The 15,299-nt window shown below is 75.0% G+C and carries 13 protein-coding genes and 1 pseudogene; 8 read left to right on the top strand and 6 right to left on the bottom strand.

Features of this window, described 5'->3' with window-relative positions:
* Window positions 1-11: 11 nt before the first annotated feature.
* Window positions 12-818, bottom strand: a complete 807-nt coding sequence (locus OP18_RS09390) for a hypothetical protein (protein WP_033358620.1) — start codon at window positions 816-818, stop codon at window positions 12-14.
* A gap of 51 nt (window positions 819-869) precedes the next feature.
* Here OP18_RS09390 and OP18_RS09385 point away from each other — a divergent pair.
* Both OP18_RS09385 and OP18_RS09380 read left to right on the top strand, forming a co-directional pair.
* Window positions 870-2,015, top strand: a pseudogene (locus OP18_RS09385) (DNA recombination protein RmuC); the annotation flags it as partial.
* 1,789 nt (window positions 2,016-3,804) lie between these two features.
* Window positions 3,805-4,194 (top strand): hypothetical protein, encoded by a 390-nt coding sequence (locus OP18_RS09380; RefSeq protein WP_033358385.1) that lies wholly within the window; start codon window positions 3,805-3,807, stop codon window positions 4,192-4,194.
* 94 nt (window positions 4,195-4,288) lie between these two features.
* Here the strand turns inward: OP18_RS09380 and OP18_RS09375 are convergent, their stop codons facing one another.
* From OP18_RS09375 to OP18_RS09365, 3 genes are read right to left on the bottom strand one after another with little or no spacing between them, the layout of a single operon-like run.
* Window positions 4,289-5,281: a 4-hydroxy-3-methylbut-2-enyl diphosphate reductase gene (locus OP18_RS09375; protein ID WP_033358384.1), complete on the bottom strand. Its 993-nt coding sequence runs from the start codon at window positions 5,279-5,281 to the stop codon at window positions 4,289-4,291.
* On the bottom strand, window positions 5,278-7,584 hold the full coding sequence (locus OP18_RS09370) for an ABC transporter permease (protein WP_033358383.1): 2,307 nt from the start codon (window positions 7,582-7,584) through the stop codon (window positions 5,278-5,280). Before OP18_RS09370 ends, OP18_RS09375 begins: the two co-directional genes overlap by 4 nt.
* The gene (locus OP18_RS09365) at window positions 7,581-8,324 is read right to left on the bottom strand and encodes an ABC transporter ATP-binding protein (protein WP_033358382.1); all 744 of its coding nucleotides are present in this window, start codon (window positions 8,322-8,324) and stop codon (window positions 7,581-7,583) included. Before OP18_RS09365 ends, OP18_RS09370 begins: the two co-directional genes overlap by 4 nt.
* 111 nt (window positions 8,325-8,435) lie before the next feature.
* On the opposite strand from OP18_RS09365, the gene OP18_RS09360 reads away from it, so the two are divergent.
* From OP18_RS09360 to OP18_RS09340, 5 genes are read left to right on the top strand one after another with little or no spacing between them, the layout of a single operon-like run.
* Window positions 8,436-9,671 carry a sensor histidine kinase gene (locus OP18_RS09360; RefSeq protein WP_033358381.1) on the top strand — a complete coding sequence of 412 codons (1,236 nt, stop codon included), beginning with the start codon at window positions 8,436-8,438 and terminating at the stop codon, window positions 9,669-9,671.
* On the top strand, window positions 9,659-10,300 hold the full coding sequence (locus OP18_RS09355; protein WP_033358380.1) for a response regulator: 642 nt from the start codon (window positions 9,659-9,661) through the stop codon (window positions 10,298-10,300). The genes OP18_RS09360 and OP18_RS09355 overlap by 13 nt, the downstream gene beginning before the upstream one ends.
* A 10-nt stretch (window positions 10,301-10,310) precedes the next feature.
* Window positions 10,311-11,753, top strand: coding sequence for an exodeoxyribonuclease VII large subunit (gene xseA, locus OP18_RS09350; protein WP_081970594.1), 1,443 nt, complete (start codon window positions 10,311-10,313; stop codon window positions 11,751-11,753).
* Between the two features lies 1 nt (window position 11,754).
* Complete coding sequence (locus OP18_RS09345) at window positions 11,755-12,501, top strand: GNAT family N-acetyltransferase (protein ID WP_052386439.1); 747 nt, start codon at window positions 11,755-11,757, stop codon at window positions 12,499-12,501.
* Window positions 12,498-12,680, top strand: coding sequence for an exodeoxyribonuclease VII small subunit (locus OP18_RS09340; protein WP_033358379.1), 183 nt, complete (start codon window positions 12,498-12,500; stop codon window positions 12,678-12,680). Before OP18_RS09345 ends, OP18_RS09340 begins: the two co-directional genes overlap by 4 nt.
* Before the next feature lie 36 nt (window positions 12,681-12,716).
* Here OP18_RS09340 and OP18_RS09335 read toward each other — a convergent pair whose 3' ends face one another.
* Window positions 12,717-13,250, bottom strand: a complete 534-nt coding sequence (locus OP18_RS09335) for a DUF4245 domain-containing protein (RefSeq protein WP_162189760.1) — start codon at window positions 13,248-13,250, stop codon at window positions 12,717-12,719.
* 127 nt (window positions 13,251-13,377) lie between these two features.
* Between OP18_RS09335 and glpX the strand changes: the two genes are divergently transcribed.
* A complete protein-coding gene (gene glpX / locus OP18_RS09330) occupies window positions 13,378-14,421 on the top strand; it encodes a class II fructose-bisphosphatase (protein WP_033358377.1) in 1,044 nt (347 codons plus the stop codon).
* Here glpX and OP18_RS09325 read toward each other — a convergent pair.
* Window positions 14,340-15,287 carry a 2-dehydropantoate 2-reductase N-terminal domain-containing protein gene (locus OP18_RS09325; protein ID WP_033358376.1) on the bottom strand — a complete coding sequence of 316 codons (948 nt, stop codon included), beginning with the start codon at window positions 15,285-15,287 and terminating at the stop codon, window positions 14,340-14,342. The genes glpX and OP18_RS09325 overlap by 82 nt on opposite strands.
* Window positions 15,288-15,299 lie beyond the last annotated feature (12 nt).

Below are 15,299 nucleotides of genomic sequence, written 5' to 3'. Positions count from 1 at the left end.
CCGGCTGCGCGTCAGAAATCGCCGCCGAAGTCGCCGAAGTCGCCTCCTGCATCGAAACCGCCGTCTCCGGCGTCTCCTGCTTCGCCGAAGCCGGCGTCCGCGCCCGGGTCGTAGTCCTGGCCCGCGTCTCCGGCGTCTCCGGCGTCGCCCGCGTCGTATCCCTGGTCGTATCCCTGGTCGAAGCCGGCGTTGAAGCCCGCGTCGTAGCCGGTGTCGCCCCACGCGGGGCTGAACAGGGCGTCGAACACCAGCAGCGAACCGACCCCCCACGCGCCGGCGACCAGCGCGGTCTTCCACCACGGCTCGGAGTACCAGCCGGCCGGCACCCCGCGACCGGCGACCATGCCGCCCGGGTAGTAGTACGGCGTGGCGTCGCCCGGCTGCGGCCCGGCCCGGAACCGGTGGCCCTGCACGTCGACCTCACGCTCCCTGGTCAGCTGCCCGGTGCGGCCCCCGGCGAGCGGCGGCAGGTCCGGGCCGGGGTCGATGCCGAGCGCCACCCGGGCCGCCCGCGCGTACGCGAGCCCTTCCAGGGCGGTCTCGCGGACCAGCTCGTACTGCTTCACCGAGGTCGCGCGCTCCAGCTGGGCGCCGGCGGCGGTGTAGCGCTCCCCGGCGTCGGCGAGCGCCTGGCGGACCGCCGGGGCGTCCCCGGTCAGGTTCATCACCTGGCCGCCGAGGCGTTCGTACCAGCGCAGGGCGTCCTCACGCGCGTCGGCGAGCTCCTGCCGGGCCCGCTTGCGCCGCCCGCCCGCGACCACGGCCACCAGGGCGATCACGACCAGCACCAGCAGGGTGAGGACGATCCAGGTCTCCATGAGGTTGACGGTACCCATTTTCTGTCACACCCCTCGTGCATGCTGATACCCGTGGAACTGCTGCTGATCCTCGGCCTCCTCATCGGGCTCGCCGCCGGCACCGCGCTCGGCTGGTTCGCCGCGCGGTCACGCGCGGCCGTCGATGTGGCGAAGCTGGAGGCGACCCTGCAGGCCACCCGCGACGGCGAGGCCCGGCTCGAGTCGTCGCTGCGGTCCCTCACCTACGAGGCCCGCGACCAGACGCAGGACGCGGTCGCCGACGCCGTCGCCCCGCTGCACGAGGCGCTGCTGCGCTATGAGCGGCGCGTCGCCGACCTGGAGCGCGACCGGGTCGGCGCCTACGAGTCACTCCGCGAGCAGGTCCGCGCCATGCACGACGTCTCGGGCGAGCTGCGCACCGAGACCCGCCAGCTGGTCTCGGCGCTGCGCGCCCCGCAGATCCGCGGCCGGTGGGGCGAGCACCAGCTGCGCCGCATCGTCGAGGCCGCCGGCATGCTGGAGCACTGCGACTTCGACGAGCAGGTCACCGCCGCCACCGACACCGGCGTCGTGCGCCCGGACCTGGTCGTGCGCCTGCACGGCGGCCGCCAGGTCGTCGTCGACGCCAAGGCCCCGTTCGAGGGCTACCTGAGCGCGATGGAGGCCCGCGACGAGGCCGGCCGCACCGCCCACCTGACCCAGCACGCGAAGCACCTGCGCGGCCACGTCGACGCCCTGGCCGCCAAGTCCTACTGGGCCGCGTTCGAGCCCGCCCCCGAGTTCGTCGTGCTGTTCATGCCCGCCGACACGTTCCTCGACGCCGCGCTCCAGCACGACCCGACCCTGCTCGAGCACGCCTTCACCCGCAACGTCGTCCTCGCCACCCCCGCCACCCTGGTCGCCCTGCTGCGCACCATCGCCTATGCGTGGCGCCAGGAGTCGCTCGCCCACAACGCCCTCGCCGTCCACCGGACCGGCCGCGAGCTCTACGCCCGCCTCGCCACCATGGGCGACCACTTCGCCAAGGTCGGCACCGCCCTGGGCACGGCCGTGTCGTCATACAACAGGGCCGTCGGCTCCCTGGAGGCCCGCGTCCTGGTCAGCGCCCGCCGGCTCGCCGAGCTCGGCATCAGCGCCGACCCGCTGCCCACCCCGCCCCAGGTCGAGCTGACCCCCCGCCACCTCCAGTCCCACCAGCAGGACCCGCCCGACCCCGACCGGCCCTCGGCCCAGCCCGCCGAATCCGCCGGGTCCGCCCTGCCCGCCGAGCACGCCGAGCCCACGGGGCCCGCCGAGGCCGCCGAGTCCGAGTACGAGATGCTGCTCGCCGCGCTCCGCGAAGACCCATCCACCTGACCACCACCCAGCCCGCACTTCTCCGCCGGGTCCGCCGGGTCCGCCGAGGCCCGCCGAGGGTCGCCGAGGGTCGCCGAGCCCGAGGACGAGGTGCTGCTTGCCGGGCCCCGGCGGAGACCACCAACCTGACCATCGCCCTGCCCGCACCTTGCACGCGCTGCTGCGCCGCCGGCCCACCGCCCCGCCCGCTCCGCACCGCTGCGCCGCCGGCCCACCGCCCCGCCCGCTCCGCACCGCTGTGCCGCCAGCCCACCGCCTATGCCGTGAGCCCTTTACCGCCCGCCCGCTTCGCGCGCCTATGCCAGCCACCACCTGTGCCGCGAGCCATCACCTGTGCCGCGAGCCCGCCGCCCGGCCCGTCACCGCGCCTCTCCCTGCCAGCCGACCATCCACCACCTTGGCCAGTCCACGCATCCGCCCGCTCAGCGCCCCGATGAGGTGCTGCTCGCCGCGCCCCGCGAAGACTCACCCACCTGACCACCACCCCGCCCGCTCTTGTCCCGCCGTGTCCGCCGAGCCCGCCAGGCCCGCCGAGCCCGAGGACGAGGTGCTGTTCGCCGCTCTCCGCGGAGACCACCCACCTGACCATCGCCCCGCCCGCACTTTGCCTGCACTGCTGTCCCGCCAGCCCACCGCCTGTGCCGCGCGCCCGCCGCCCGGCCCGTCGCCTCGGCTCTCCCTGCCAGGCGACCGTCCACCGCCTCGCCCTGTCCACCGATCCACCCGCTCCGCGCTTCGATGAGGTGCTGCTCGGCGCGCCCCGCGAAGACCCACCCTCCTGACCACCGGCGCCATCTCGCCCGCGTGTCGCGCGCCTCTGTGCCGCTGGCCACGGGGTCCCGACCCCGTGCACCGCCGCTCTTCCTGCTGCTCCACTGCCCAGCCAGCCCGGTCCGTCTACCGCTCCTGTCCTACCGGGCAACTGCCGCCGCCTTGGCCTGGTCCACCGCTCTTCTCGGGCCGGCCCGCTGCCGACCGCCTCGCCGGGCTCGACCGCCTCGCGCACCCCCGATGCCGCTTCGCCCCGTCGCCCGACGGACCACCGCCTCGGTCGTCCGCAGGGCCTCTGCCGGCCGCTCGCCTCCATCGCTCAGCCGGCCCCGCCCCGGTGACCAGGGCCCTTCTGCCTGCCGTCTTGCCGCTCGGTCGCCGGCCGCCCCGCTGCGCACCACCTGGCTCCGCACCATCCCCGCCTTCCACCGTTGCTCTGGCGGCCGGCTTCCTGATTGCCGCGTCGGGAATGGCCGTCGGTTCGAGACCTGGCGCGAGGCGTGCGGCGGCGCCTCGCGGGTGGCCCGGCCCCTTTCCGCCGCCTCCGACCGCCGCCTCCGACCGCCGCCTCCGACCGGCGTCCTCGACCGGCGCCCTCGACCGGCGCCTGCTCGGACCGCGCCGCGGCTGGCGGTTCACCGGACGCCACACCGCTTGCCCGCCGAGCCGTACACGGCCGGCCCGCAGACCGACCGAGGCAGCCGCGGACGAAGGCCGCTGCGTCCGCCGGGTGGGCGGTGTGTGTTGACCTTGGACACTTTGGCCGGCTATAGGCGGGCAAAACGTCCAAGGTCAACTGGTCGGGGGCGGTGGGAACCGGAGGGCGGCAGTGTCGGGCACATGATCGCGGGTGGTGGGGTGAGGGGCTAGCGTCCCGGGCATGTTCGGATTCGGCCGGAAACCCGGCGCCAACGCGGTCACCGCTCGCGGGGAGATCGCCCACGTCGACCTCGGGCTGCAGAGTGTCGACCAGCACGGGCATACGCGGGCGGCGAGCTACACCGTGGGGGTGCACGTGTTTCCCGACGGGGCGGCGCCGTTCCTGGCTTCGATCACGGTGAAGCTGCGCGGGACGGCGGGGCCGATGATCGGGGAGGAGACCTGGGTCCGGTACCAGCCGAACAACAGGGAGCGCATCGAGTTCGACCGGGACCGGATCAAGGTGCGGGCCTACGACCGGGTCAGGGCCAACCCGGGGCTGAAGGTGGTCGTGGACACCCTGTACACGCACGGCGACCCGCCGGTCAGCGTCATCGCCACCGCCCGCTGAGCCGACCAGGCAGCGGACCAAGCAGCGGACCAAGCAGCAGACCAGGCAACGGACCGAGCGGCAGGCCGAGCAGCGGACCGAGCGGGAGGCAGCGTCACGACAGGGTCTTGGCCACCTCGGCGGCGCGGGCGGCGGCGCTGGCCTTCATGTCGCGCTTGAGCTCCTGCGGCAGGGAGAAGACCAGCTTCTCCTGCGCGGTGGTGATCTCGGCGACGTCGGTGAAGTCGCGGGCGGCCAGGTGGTCGAGGACCTCCATGACCAGCTCGTCGGGGACCGAGGCGCCGGAGGTGACGCCGACGGTGGTGGCGCCGGCGAGCCACTCGTCCTGGATCTCGGAGGCGTAGTCGATGAGGTAGCCGGCGCGGGCGCCCGCGTCGACGGCGACCTCGCGCAGGCGCTGCGAGTTGGACGAGTTCTGGGAGCCGACGACGAGGACGACGTCGCAGTTGGGGGCCATGGCCTTGACGGCGTCCTGCCGGTTGGACGTGGCATAGCAGATGTCGTCGCTGGGCGGGGACATCAGCAGGGGCAGCTTGGTCTTGAGGCGGGCGACCGTCTCCAGGGTCTCGTCGACCGAGAGGGTGGTCTGGGAGAGCCAGACCACCTTGGCGGGGTCGCGGACGGTGACCTTGTCGACACCCTCGGGGCCGTCGACCAGCTGGATGTGGGCGGGGGCCTCGCCGGCCGTGCCGATGACCTCTTCGTGCCCCTCGTGACCGATGAGCAGGATGTCGTAGTCCTCGGCGGCGAACCGGCGGGCCTCCTGGTGGACCTTGGTGACCAGCGGGCAGGTGGCGTCGATGGCCTTCAGCGAGCGGGCGGCGGCCTGCTCGTGGACCTCGGGGGCGACGCCGTGGGCGGAGAAGACGACGGTGGCGCCCTCGGGCACCTCCTCGTTCTCCTCCACGAAGATGGCGCCCTTGGCCTGCAGCGTGCTGACCACGTGCTTGTTGTGCACGATCTCCTTGCGGACGTAGATCGGCGCGCCGTAGAGCTTCAGCGCCTCCTCGACCGTCTGGACGGCACGGTCGACACCGGCGCAGTAGCCGCGGGGCTTGGCGAGCAGGACGCGCTTCGAACCAGTCACCCCGCCATGGTACGTGCCCCCACCGACAACATCCTCCGCCGCAGAAACGGCAGCGTGCTGGCGCAGGCCGCGAGCAGCGCGCAGCCACCCGCCACCGCGGCCAGGGTCGCCCACGGCATGACGAGCGTCACAGGCGCGCCGATCTCTTCCTGCAGGCCGGCTCGGGCCTCGAACAGGGCCGGCACGGCCACCGCGAGGCCCAGGGCCACGCCGAGGACGACGGCGAGGAGTGACTCGACGACCACGACGCGTACGGTCTGGCCGGTGGTGGCGCCGGTGCGGTGCAGGGTGATCAGCTCCTGCCGCCGGGCGTGGGTGGCCATGAGCACGGTGTTGGCCACGGCGAGGGCCGTGTAGCCGACGGAGATGCCCAGCAGCACCGCCAGGAACAGGTCGACCAGGTCGTTCTCGGAGGATGCCTCGCGTTCGACGTAGGCCCGGGCGGTCATCTCGGTGGCGCCCGGCGACGGCACGAACGGCCCCGACAGGTGCACGACCGGGGTGAGGGCGTTGGGGTCGTGCCGGCGGACCAGGTCCCGGGGCAGCTCCAGCACCGACGAAGCCGGTGCGACCGCCGACACCGTGAGCGTGTGCACCGTGCCGTCGGCGAACCGCAGCGCCACCCGCTGGCCGGCCTGGAAGCCGAGCACGGCCGGCGCCGAGAACGACGCGTCGCCGCCGACCGCGGAAACGGGCTCGCCGGACGGCAGGTACACGACCGTCGGCAGCGTCGACGCGCCCCGCTGGGCCCGCACGGCCGCCTCGGACAGGCCCGGCACGGCGGACGAGCCGGCCGCGACCGCCGTGGCCGGGATGGCCGCCGCGTCCTCGATGTTCACCGCCTCCGACGCGGTCCGGAACGTGCCGACCAGCAGCACCGCGAAGCCGACCGCGGCGAGCACCGGCGCCGCGACCGAGGCCAGGCGCCGCGCGGCGACGCTGGCCGCGCCCCGCACCAGGACCCCGGTGGCGCCCCGGCCCGCCGGCAGCAGCCGGACCAGCGGCACGACCAGCACCGGGGCGAGCAGCGCGGCGGCGACCAGCAGCGCCATCGCCGACAGCAGCACGATCGTCGGCTTGTCCTGCGCGGTGGCGCCGGGCAGCAGCAGCGCGAGGCCGCCGCCGGCGAGGGCGGCGAGCCCGCCGGCCGCCCAGCGGGTGCGGGTCATCGGCCGCCGCTGCACGGCCGCGTCGCGCAGCGCGTCCAGCGGCGACAGCCGGCCGGCGCGGCGCGCGGACAGCCACACCCCGGCGGCGCCGACGACGAGCCCGGCGAGGACCGAACCGCCCAGCGCCCACCAGGACACGCCGACGGTGAACCCGGCCGGTTCCAGGCCGACGGCCACGAACGGGCCGGCCAGCAGCGGCGCGGTGAACGCGCCGAGCAGCGCGCCCGGCACCCCGGCGAGCAGGGCGACCACGACGATCTCGGTGAGCAGCAGCCGCCGCACCTGCCCGGGGGTGGCGCCGACGGCGCGCAGCAGGCCGAGCTCGCGGCGGCGGGAGGTGACGGCGAACGCGCACGTCGAGGAGACCACGAACACGGCGACGAACCCGCCGACGAGGACGGTGGCGATGATGAGCTGCGCCCCGATCCACCGGGTCCTGGTGTCGCGCTCCCACTCCACGGCCGAGCGCGCGGCACCGGTCAGGACCGTGCCCAGCCCTCCGGCGTCGAGCGCGGCGGCGGAGGTGCCGGGGGCGAGGCGCACGCCGATCACCCGTACGCCGTCCGCCAGGCCGGCCGCGGTGGCGTCGTCGACGTAGAGGCCCGGCCCGTCGCTCACCCCGGTAACGGTCCAGGTCGCGGGGCCGGCGGCGGTGAGCACGGGCAGCGCGGCGCCGACCGGCACGCCGGCCGCGGCGGGCACGACGACCTCGCCGGAGGCGACCGGTGGATGGCCGCCGCGCAGCTCGTACCCCCCGAGCCCGGCCGACGACCACGACTGGCCACCGTGGACGGCCTCGGCGGGGTCACCGACCGGCGCGCCACCGGCGAGCCGCTGCGCGTAGAACGTGCGGACCGGCACCGCGGACAGCACGCCGGGCGTGGCCGACAGCCGGCGCACGAGCGTGTCGACCTCGTCCGGCGACCACGGCCGGTACACGGGGAAACCACCGCCGGCGGGCTGGAACGCCGGCGAGGCGACCACGGCGTCGGCGGCGGCGAGGTGGTCGGGGACGCGCGGCTGGGCGGCGGCCCACAGGGTGAGGCTGCCGGAGATGACGGCGACGCCGAGCAACAGCGCCACGAACGTGCCGAGGAACCCGGCCCACCGGTGCCGGACAGATGCGAAGGTCATGACAGCGCCGCCATCCGGGTCGCGATCTGCCCGGCGCCGCTCGGCCCGTGCAGGTCCTCGACGATCACGCCGTCGGCGAGGAAGAGCACCCGGTCGGCGTACGCCGCGGCGAGCGGGTCGTGGGTGACCATGACGACCGTCTGGGCGTGCCGGTCGACGGCGGCCCGCAGCAGCCGCAGGACCTCCCGGGACGCGGCCGCGTCCAGCGCGCCGGTCGGCTCGTCGGCGAACACGACGACGGGCCGGGTCGCGAGCGCGCGGGCGATCGCCACCCGCTGCTGCTGGCCGCCGGACAGCTCGCCCGGCCGGTGCCCGGCCCGGTCGGCGAGGCCGACCTCGGCGAGCATCGCCTCGACCTGCCCGGGTGCGGCGCGCCGGCCGGCCAGGCGCAGCGGCAGCTCCACGTTCTGCGCCGCCGTCAGCGCCCCGACGAGGTTGAACGCCTGGAACACGAAGCCGATCCGGTCGCGCCGCAGCCGGGTGCGGGCCTTCTGGCGCAGCGGGCCGAGCTCGACGCCGTCGACGAGGACGCTGCCGTCGCTCACCTCGTCGAGGCCGGCCGCGCAGTGCAGCAGCGTGGACTTGCCGGAGCCGGAGGGGCCCATCACGGCGGTGAAGCTCGCCGGGGCGAACCCGACGGAGACCCTGTCCAGGGCGGTCACGGCCCGCTCGCCGGTGCCGTACCGGCGGGTGACCCCGTGCAGCTCGACGGCCTGGCGGGTGTGCAATGTCGTCGTCACACCGCTGAGCCAACCGCGTCGCGGGCCCCGGCACAGTCGCGCTGCGCCGACAGTCGAAGGTAAAGCCAGCGTTACCGTGCCCGGGGCCGCGCGGTCGGTAGCCTCACCGGCGTGCAGGTCCGATCCGCGTTGGAGTCGCTGACGCTGCCACCGGCGAAGTTCCTGACCTCGTCGTGGCCGTGGCGGTCGCTGCTGTACCTGGGCAGCGGCGCCGTCCTGGGCGTCGCCACCGGCGCGGTGCTGGCCGCCCTGATGCTGCTCGGCATGGTCCTGACGCTGGTGGTGATCGGCCTGGCGGCGCTGCTGGCGTTCGCGCTGTCCGGGATCGCGGTCGCCCGGATCGAGCGGTGGCGGCTGCGCCTGGTCGACGCGGTCACGCTGCCGGACCAGCACCGTCGCGTCGCCGAGCCGGGGCTGCGGGCGTGGGTGAGGACCCGGCTGCGGGAGCAGGCGACCTGGCGGGAGCTGGGGTACGCGATCGTGCTCACGTCGATCCTGACCTGGCTGGACATGATCGTGTTCGGCGTGGCCACCTGGGCGGTGACGGCGCTGCTGTGCGGGCCGCTCTACATCCGTGACGAGCCGCTGTACATCACGATGACCGGCAGCGCCGCCGGGCTCGTGCTCGGCGTGATCGCGCTGTACCCGGTGACGGCGTGGGCGGCGGCCCGCGCGGCGATGACCCGGTCGATCCTCGCGCCGCGCGCCGAGGAGGACCCGCAGCTGGTCGAGCTGACCCGGTCCCGGGCGCGGCTGGTCGACGCGTTCGAGGTCGAGCGCCGCCGCATCGAGCGCGACCTGCACGACGGCGCGCAGCAGCGGCTCGTGGCGCTGAGCATGCAGCTGGGCCTGGCCCGCCTGGAGCTGCCGGACGGCTCGCCGGCCGCCGATCCGGTGCGCCGCGCGCACGACCTCGCGAAGGAGGCGCTCGCGGAGCTTCGGGAGCTGATCCGGGGCGTACACCCGAAGATCCTCACGGACCGGGGGCTCGCGGCGGCCGTGCGGGAGGTCGCCGACCGCGCCCCGCTGCCCGTCGGCGTCGACATCGCCCTGCCGGCGCGGCTGCCCGGGCCGGTCGAGGTGACCGCGTACTTCGTCGTGGTCGAGGCCCTGGCGAACGTCGCCAAGCACAGCGGCGCGAACCGGGCCAGGGTCGTCGCGTCGGTCGCGTTCGACCGGCTCACCGTGCAGGTCCGCGACGACGGGCGGGGCGGCGCCGACCCGGCCCGCGGCACCGGCCTCGCCGGCCTCGTCGACCGGGTCGCCGCCGTCGGTGGGACCGTCGCGCTCGCCAGCCCGCACGGAGGGCCTACGGTGGTCCACGTGGAGCTGCCGTGCGGGTCGTGATCGCCGAGGACGGAATCCTGATCCGGGAGGGGATCGCCGGCCTGCTGCGCCGCTTCGGCCATGAGGTCATCGCGGCCGTCGGCACCGCGGACGACCTCGTCGCTGCGGTCCGCTCGGCGCGCCCCGACCTCGTGGTCACCGACGTGCGGATGCCGCCCGGGTTCACCGACGAGGGGCTGCAGGCGGCGATCACCCTCCGGGCGGCGGACCCGCTGCTGCCGGTGCTGGTGCTCAGCCAGTACGTGGAGCAGACGTACGCCGCCGAGCTGCTGGACTCCGGCCGCAACGGCTACGTCGGGTACCTGCTGAAGGACCGCATCGGCGACGTGACGGAGTTCGTGGACGCCGTCGACCGGGTCGCGGCCGGGCACACCGTGGTGGACCCGGAGGTCGTGATGCAGCTGCTGGGCCGCCGCCGGGACCCGCTGCGACGGCTGACGCCACGGGAGCGTGACGTGCTGGCGCTGATGGCCGAGGGCCGCTCCAACGCGGCGATCGCCCGGACCCTGGTGGTGTCGGAGGCCGCGGTGTCCAAGCACATCAACAGTCTGCTGGCGAAGCTGGACCTGCCGCCGGACGAGGACGACCACCGCCGGGTGCGGGCGGTCCTGACGTACCTGCGCGGCTAGGGTGTCTGGGATGACCACGCCCGGACCGTCCTCGCCGGCCGCCTCCTCCGCGGCTCCTCCCGCGACGTCGTCCGCGGACGCGCCGTGGCCCGTGCGGGTGGTGTCGCAGAAGATCGGCGCCTGGATCGGCCGGCTCGGCTGGATCTGGGTCGACGGGCAGGTCGCGCAGATCACCCGCCGGCCCGGCACCAACACCGTGTTCCTGACGCTGCGCGACCCGTCCGCGGACCTGAGCCTGACCGTCACGACCAACCGCGACGTGGTCGACCTCGGCGCGCCCGGCCTCGCCGACGGCGCCCGGATCGTCGTGCACGCCCGGCCCGAGTTCTACGCCGCCCGCGGCTCGCTGAGCCTGCGCGCCGACGAGATCCGCCAGGTCGGCCTCGGTGAGCTGCTGGCCCGGCTCGAGCAGCTCAAGAAGCTCCTCGCCGCCGAGGGCCTGTTCGACCGGGCCCGCAAGCGGCGGCTGCCGTTCCTGCCCGCCAAGGTGGGCCTGATCACCGGCCGGGCCAGCGCCGCCGAGCGTGACGTGCTGACCAACGCCCGGCGCCGCTGGCCCGCCGTCGAGTTCCGGGTCGTCAACGTCGCCGTGCAGGGCACGTCGGCGGTGCCGCAGATCATCGACGCGCTCGCCGTGCTCGACCGCGACGAGACGGTCGACGTCATCGTCCTGGCCCGCGGCGGCGGCTCGACCGAGGACCTGCTGCCGTTCTCCGACGAGGCGCTGTGCCGGGCGGTGTTCGCCTGCCGGACGCCGGTCGTGTCCGCCGTCGGGCACGAGACCGACGTGCCGCTGGTCGACTTCGTCGCCGACGTGCGCGCCTCCACGCCGACCGACGCGGCGAAGCGGATCGTGCCGGACCTCGCCGACGAGTTCCGCCTCATCGGGCAGGCCCGGCAGCGCCTCGACCGGGCCCTGCTGACCCGGCTCGACCGGGAGCAGCAGCGGCTCGACGCGATCCGGTCCCGCCCGTCGATCGCCCGGCCGCTGAGCATGATCGAGCAGCGGGCGGCGGACGTGACCCAGCTGCGCGACCGGGCCGCGCGCAACCTGAGCCACCGCCTCGACCGCGCCGGCACCGAGCTGGCGCACACCCTCGCCCGGCTGCGGACGCTGTCGCCCGCGGCGACCCTGCAGCGCGGGTACGCGATCGTCCAGCGCGCCGACGGCGCCGTGGTCCGCGCCGCCGCCGACGTGTCCCCCGGCGGGGCGCTGCGGATCCGGCTGGCGGAGGGCGAGCTGGCCGCGACCGCCACCGACCCGGCCGCCGGCACCGCCGACCCGGCCGACGGCGCTCCCGGCCCGGCCGGCGGCACCGCCGGGGCGGCCGCCGGTGGCACGGGGGGTCAGGATGCCGCCGGGCCGGCCGCCACCGCTCAGGGTGAGGTCAAACCGAAACGGGCCACCAGGAAAGCCGCGCCCAAGCGGGCCGCCGACGTCTCACAGGAGTGACGTGTCCCAGCGCATCCAGGACTACATGCTCGCCAGCGCCAGCCGGGGCCGGGAGGTGGTGCGGGCCGGCCCGTTCACGGTGACCATCAGCGCCCACGACCCGCTCGTCTTCATCAACTACGCGATCCCCGCCGCCGGCGCCGACCCGACCCCGCAGGACATCGCCGCGCTGGAGGAGGCGTTCACCAGCCGGTCGCGGACACCGCGGCTGGAGTACCTGCCGGGCCTCGCCCCGCTCGTCGAGCCCGCGCTGGTGGCCGCCGGCTTCACCGTCACCGACCGCCTGCCGCTGATGGAGTGCCCGCCGGGCGCCGAGGTCGACCAGCCGCTGCCGGACGGCATCGAGCTGGTCACCCCCACCACCGAGGACGAGTTCCGGGCCATGCTCGCCGCCCAGCACGAGGCGTTCGGCGAGCCGCCGCCCTCCGCCGAGCACGTCGCGAAGGCCCGCGAGAGCGACAACATCCACCTGCTCGCCCGCACCACCGGCGGCGAGCCGGTCGGCGGTGGCGCCGCCGTCGCGGTCCGCGACGGCATCAGCGAGGTCGCCGGCATCGCGGTGCGCCCGGCGTTCGAACGCCGCGGCGTCGGGGGCGCCCTCACCCTGCACCTGACCCGGGCCGCCCGCGCCGCTGGCGCCACCCTCGTCTACCTGACCCCGGCCGGCGACGCCCAGGAACGCGTCTACGCCCGCGTCGGCTACCGGCGCACCGACTCGGTGCTCTTCCTGACGAAGGAGACCTCGTGACCGACCTGTCCTACGAGCAGGCCCGCGCCGAGCTCGCCACGGTCGTGGAGAAGCTCGAGTCCGGCGGCACCACCCTGGAGGAGTCCCTGGCCCTGTGGGAGCGCGGCGAGGAGCTCGCCGTCATCTGCCAGCGCTGGCTCGACAACGCCCGGGCCCGCCTGACCGCCGACCGCGGCTGACCCGCCGCCGGCGGCACGCGCCGCAGCGGGCCCGGGTCAGCGCAGGGACCCGGCCAGGCGCTGCAGCTGCGAGTCGGTCGCGTGGCCGAAGACGATGACGGTGCGTCCGGCGGTGGTCTGGATGAGGGCGCGCTCGCCGGGGCGGCCGTCGTCGTGCCGCTGCCACTCGGCGCCGTTGATCGCGACCGCGGCGCCCGCCTTCCCGCCGGTGCCGATGATCGCCGGCACCAGGGTGGCGGCGGGCTGGGCGCTCTCGACGAGCTGCATCGCGCCGTCGGACGGGGCGGTCACGCCGACGCGCAGGACGCCGTCGGTGAAGGTGGCCGAGGCGATCCGCCAGCCCGGCGGCAGGTCGGCCGGCTTGAGCGGGGTGAACTGGCCGGCCCGCTCGACGGAGCCGTACACCTCGGCGGTGTCGACGGCCGGCGGGTCCTCGTGGCCGAGGTAGCGGTAGAAGCCCACGAGCAGGAACACCGGCACCAGCAGGACCAGCATCGACAGCGCCATGTCGCGCGGGCGCCGGCCGGCGCGCTCGGAGGCGGGTGCGGGAGCGGGAGCAGCGGTTTCCACCCTCCCATCGTGAACCATCCGATGGAAGATGCCACAACCGGTCGGGGCGCGCCCCGCGGTGCTGTGAAGCCTGCCACGATTGCAGATGGCCCGCCCGCCCACGCAACGCCGCGCGAGGAGAGCACACATGAGTCGTGAGATGGACCGGAACCTGGCCCTCGACCTGGTACGAGTCACTGAGGCGGCGGCGATGGCCGCCGGGCGGTGGGTCGGGCGGGGCGACAAGAACGGCGGGGACGGCGCGGCCGTCGACGCGATGCGCCTGCTGATCAACTCGGTGCCCATGCAGGGCGTCGTGGTGATCGGCGAGGGTGAGAAGGACAACGCGCCGATGCTGTACAACGGCGAGCGGGTCGGCGACGGCACCGGGCCGGAGGTCGACGTGGCGGTCGACCCGGTCGACGGGACCACCCTGATGAGCAAGGGAATGCCCAACGCGGTGGCGGTGCTCGCCGTCGCCGAGCGCGGGGCGATGTTCGACCCGAGTGCCGTGTTCTACATGGAGAAGCTGGCCGTCGGGCCGGACTACGCCGACGTGATCGACATCAACGCCGGTGTGGAGGAGAACCTGCGGCGCATCGCCCAGGCGAAGCGCTCCAGCGTGTCGGAGGTCACGGTCTGCATCCTGGACCGGCCCCGGCACAAGCAGCTCGTCCAGCAGGTGCGGCAGACCGGGGCACGGATCCGGTTCATCTCCGACGGCGACATCGCCGGGGCGATCAGCGCCGCCCGCGAGGGTTCGGAGACCGACGTGCTCATGGGCGTCGGCGGTACGCCGGAGGGGATCGTCGCCGCGGTGGCGCTGAAGTGCATGGGCGGCGCGATCCAGGCGAAGCTGTGGCCGCAGGACGACGCCGAACGCGACAAGGCCGTCGCCGCCGGCCACGACCTCGACCGCGTGCTGCACACCGACGACCTGGTCAGCGGCGACAACATGTTCTTCTGCGCGACCGGCGTGACCAGCGGCGACCTGCTCAAGGGCGTCCGGTACCGGCGGGGCGGCGCCGAGACGCAGTCGATCGTGATGCGGTCCCGCTCGGGCACGATCCGGGTGATCGACTCGTTCCACCGGCTGGAGAAGCTGCGCGCCTACTCGCTCGTCGACTTCGACGGCACCCTGCCGCCGCTGGCCATCGAGGCGGAAGGTGTGCCGCTGCCGAGCACCGACTGAACGGCCTCGTCGACCGGTGTGTGGGTCAGGCCGAAGGTCGCCGTGACCCGCGAGGAGTCCAGCACGAAGGGCCTGACGTGCTGGTGGCGCACCTCGCGGAACTCCTTCGCGAACTTGTCGGTGAGCCCGGCGGCCCACACGGCCGGCGCCGGGTAGGCGCGCAGGCGCGGGGCGGGCAGGCCGCCGACGCGGGCGACGGTCTCCAGCAGTGACCGGCTCGTCATCGGCGGCGGCGACGGCACGTGCCACGCCCGCCCCCACGCCCGCTCGTCGGCGGCGAGGGCGATGAGGGTCCGCGCGACGTCGCCGATGTAGGTGTAGCTGTGCGGCGCGTCCGGGGCGCCGGGCAGCCACACGGTCTTCCCGGCCCGCATCGCCGGCAGCGCCAGCTCGATCACCGACGAGGTGGGGCTGATGTAGTCCGACGCGCGGGCCTCGAAGGTGCGGATGCCCGCAGCCAGGGCCTCCCGCCACATCGCGACGCGGACGCGCCCCTTGTGCCCGGTGGCGGCGAGGGGCGTGTCCTCGGTCATGGGGCCGTCGACGCGGCCGTAGCCGTACAGGTTGCCGGTGATGGCGAGGACCGCGTCGCTCGCCGCGGCGGCGCCGACGAGGGCCCGGTTGATCGGCGGCCAGTCGGTGGGCCAGGCGTGGTACTGCGGGTTGACGCAGTTGTAGATGACGCTCGCGCCGTGGGTGATGCTGCGCAGCGCCACCGCGTCGGCGGCGTCGGCGGCGACCCGCTCGATCAGCGGGTGCACCGGTCCGCCGCCGGAGCGGCTGACGAGCTTGACGTGCTCACCGGCCGCGGCGAGCCGCCCGGCGATGATGGTGCCGACCGCGCCGGCGCCGACGATGACCTGCATGACTGCCTCCTG

The sequence above is a fragment of the Dactylosporangium aurantiacum genome (genome assembly GCF_000716715.1).
Classification (GTDB): Bacteria; Actinomycetota; Actinomycetes; order Mycobacteriales; family Micromonosporaceae; genus Dactylosporangium; species Dactylosporangium aurantiacum.
Note: the sequence above shows the minus strand (reverse complement) of the source record. Positions and strands in the feature narration are given on the sequence as shown.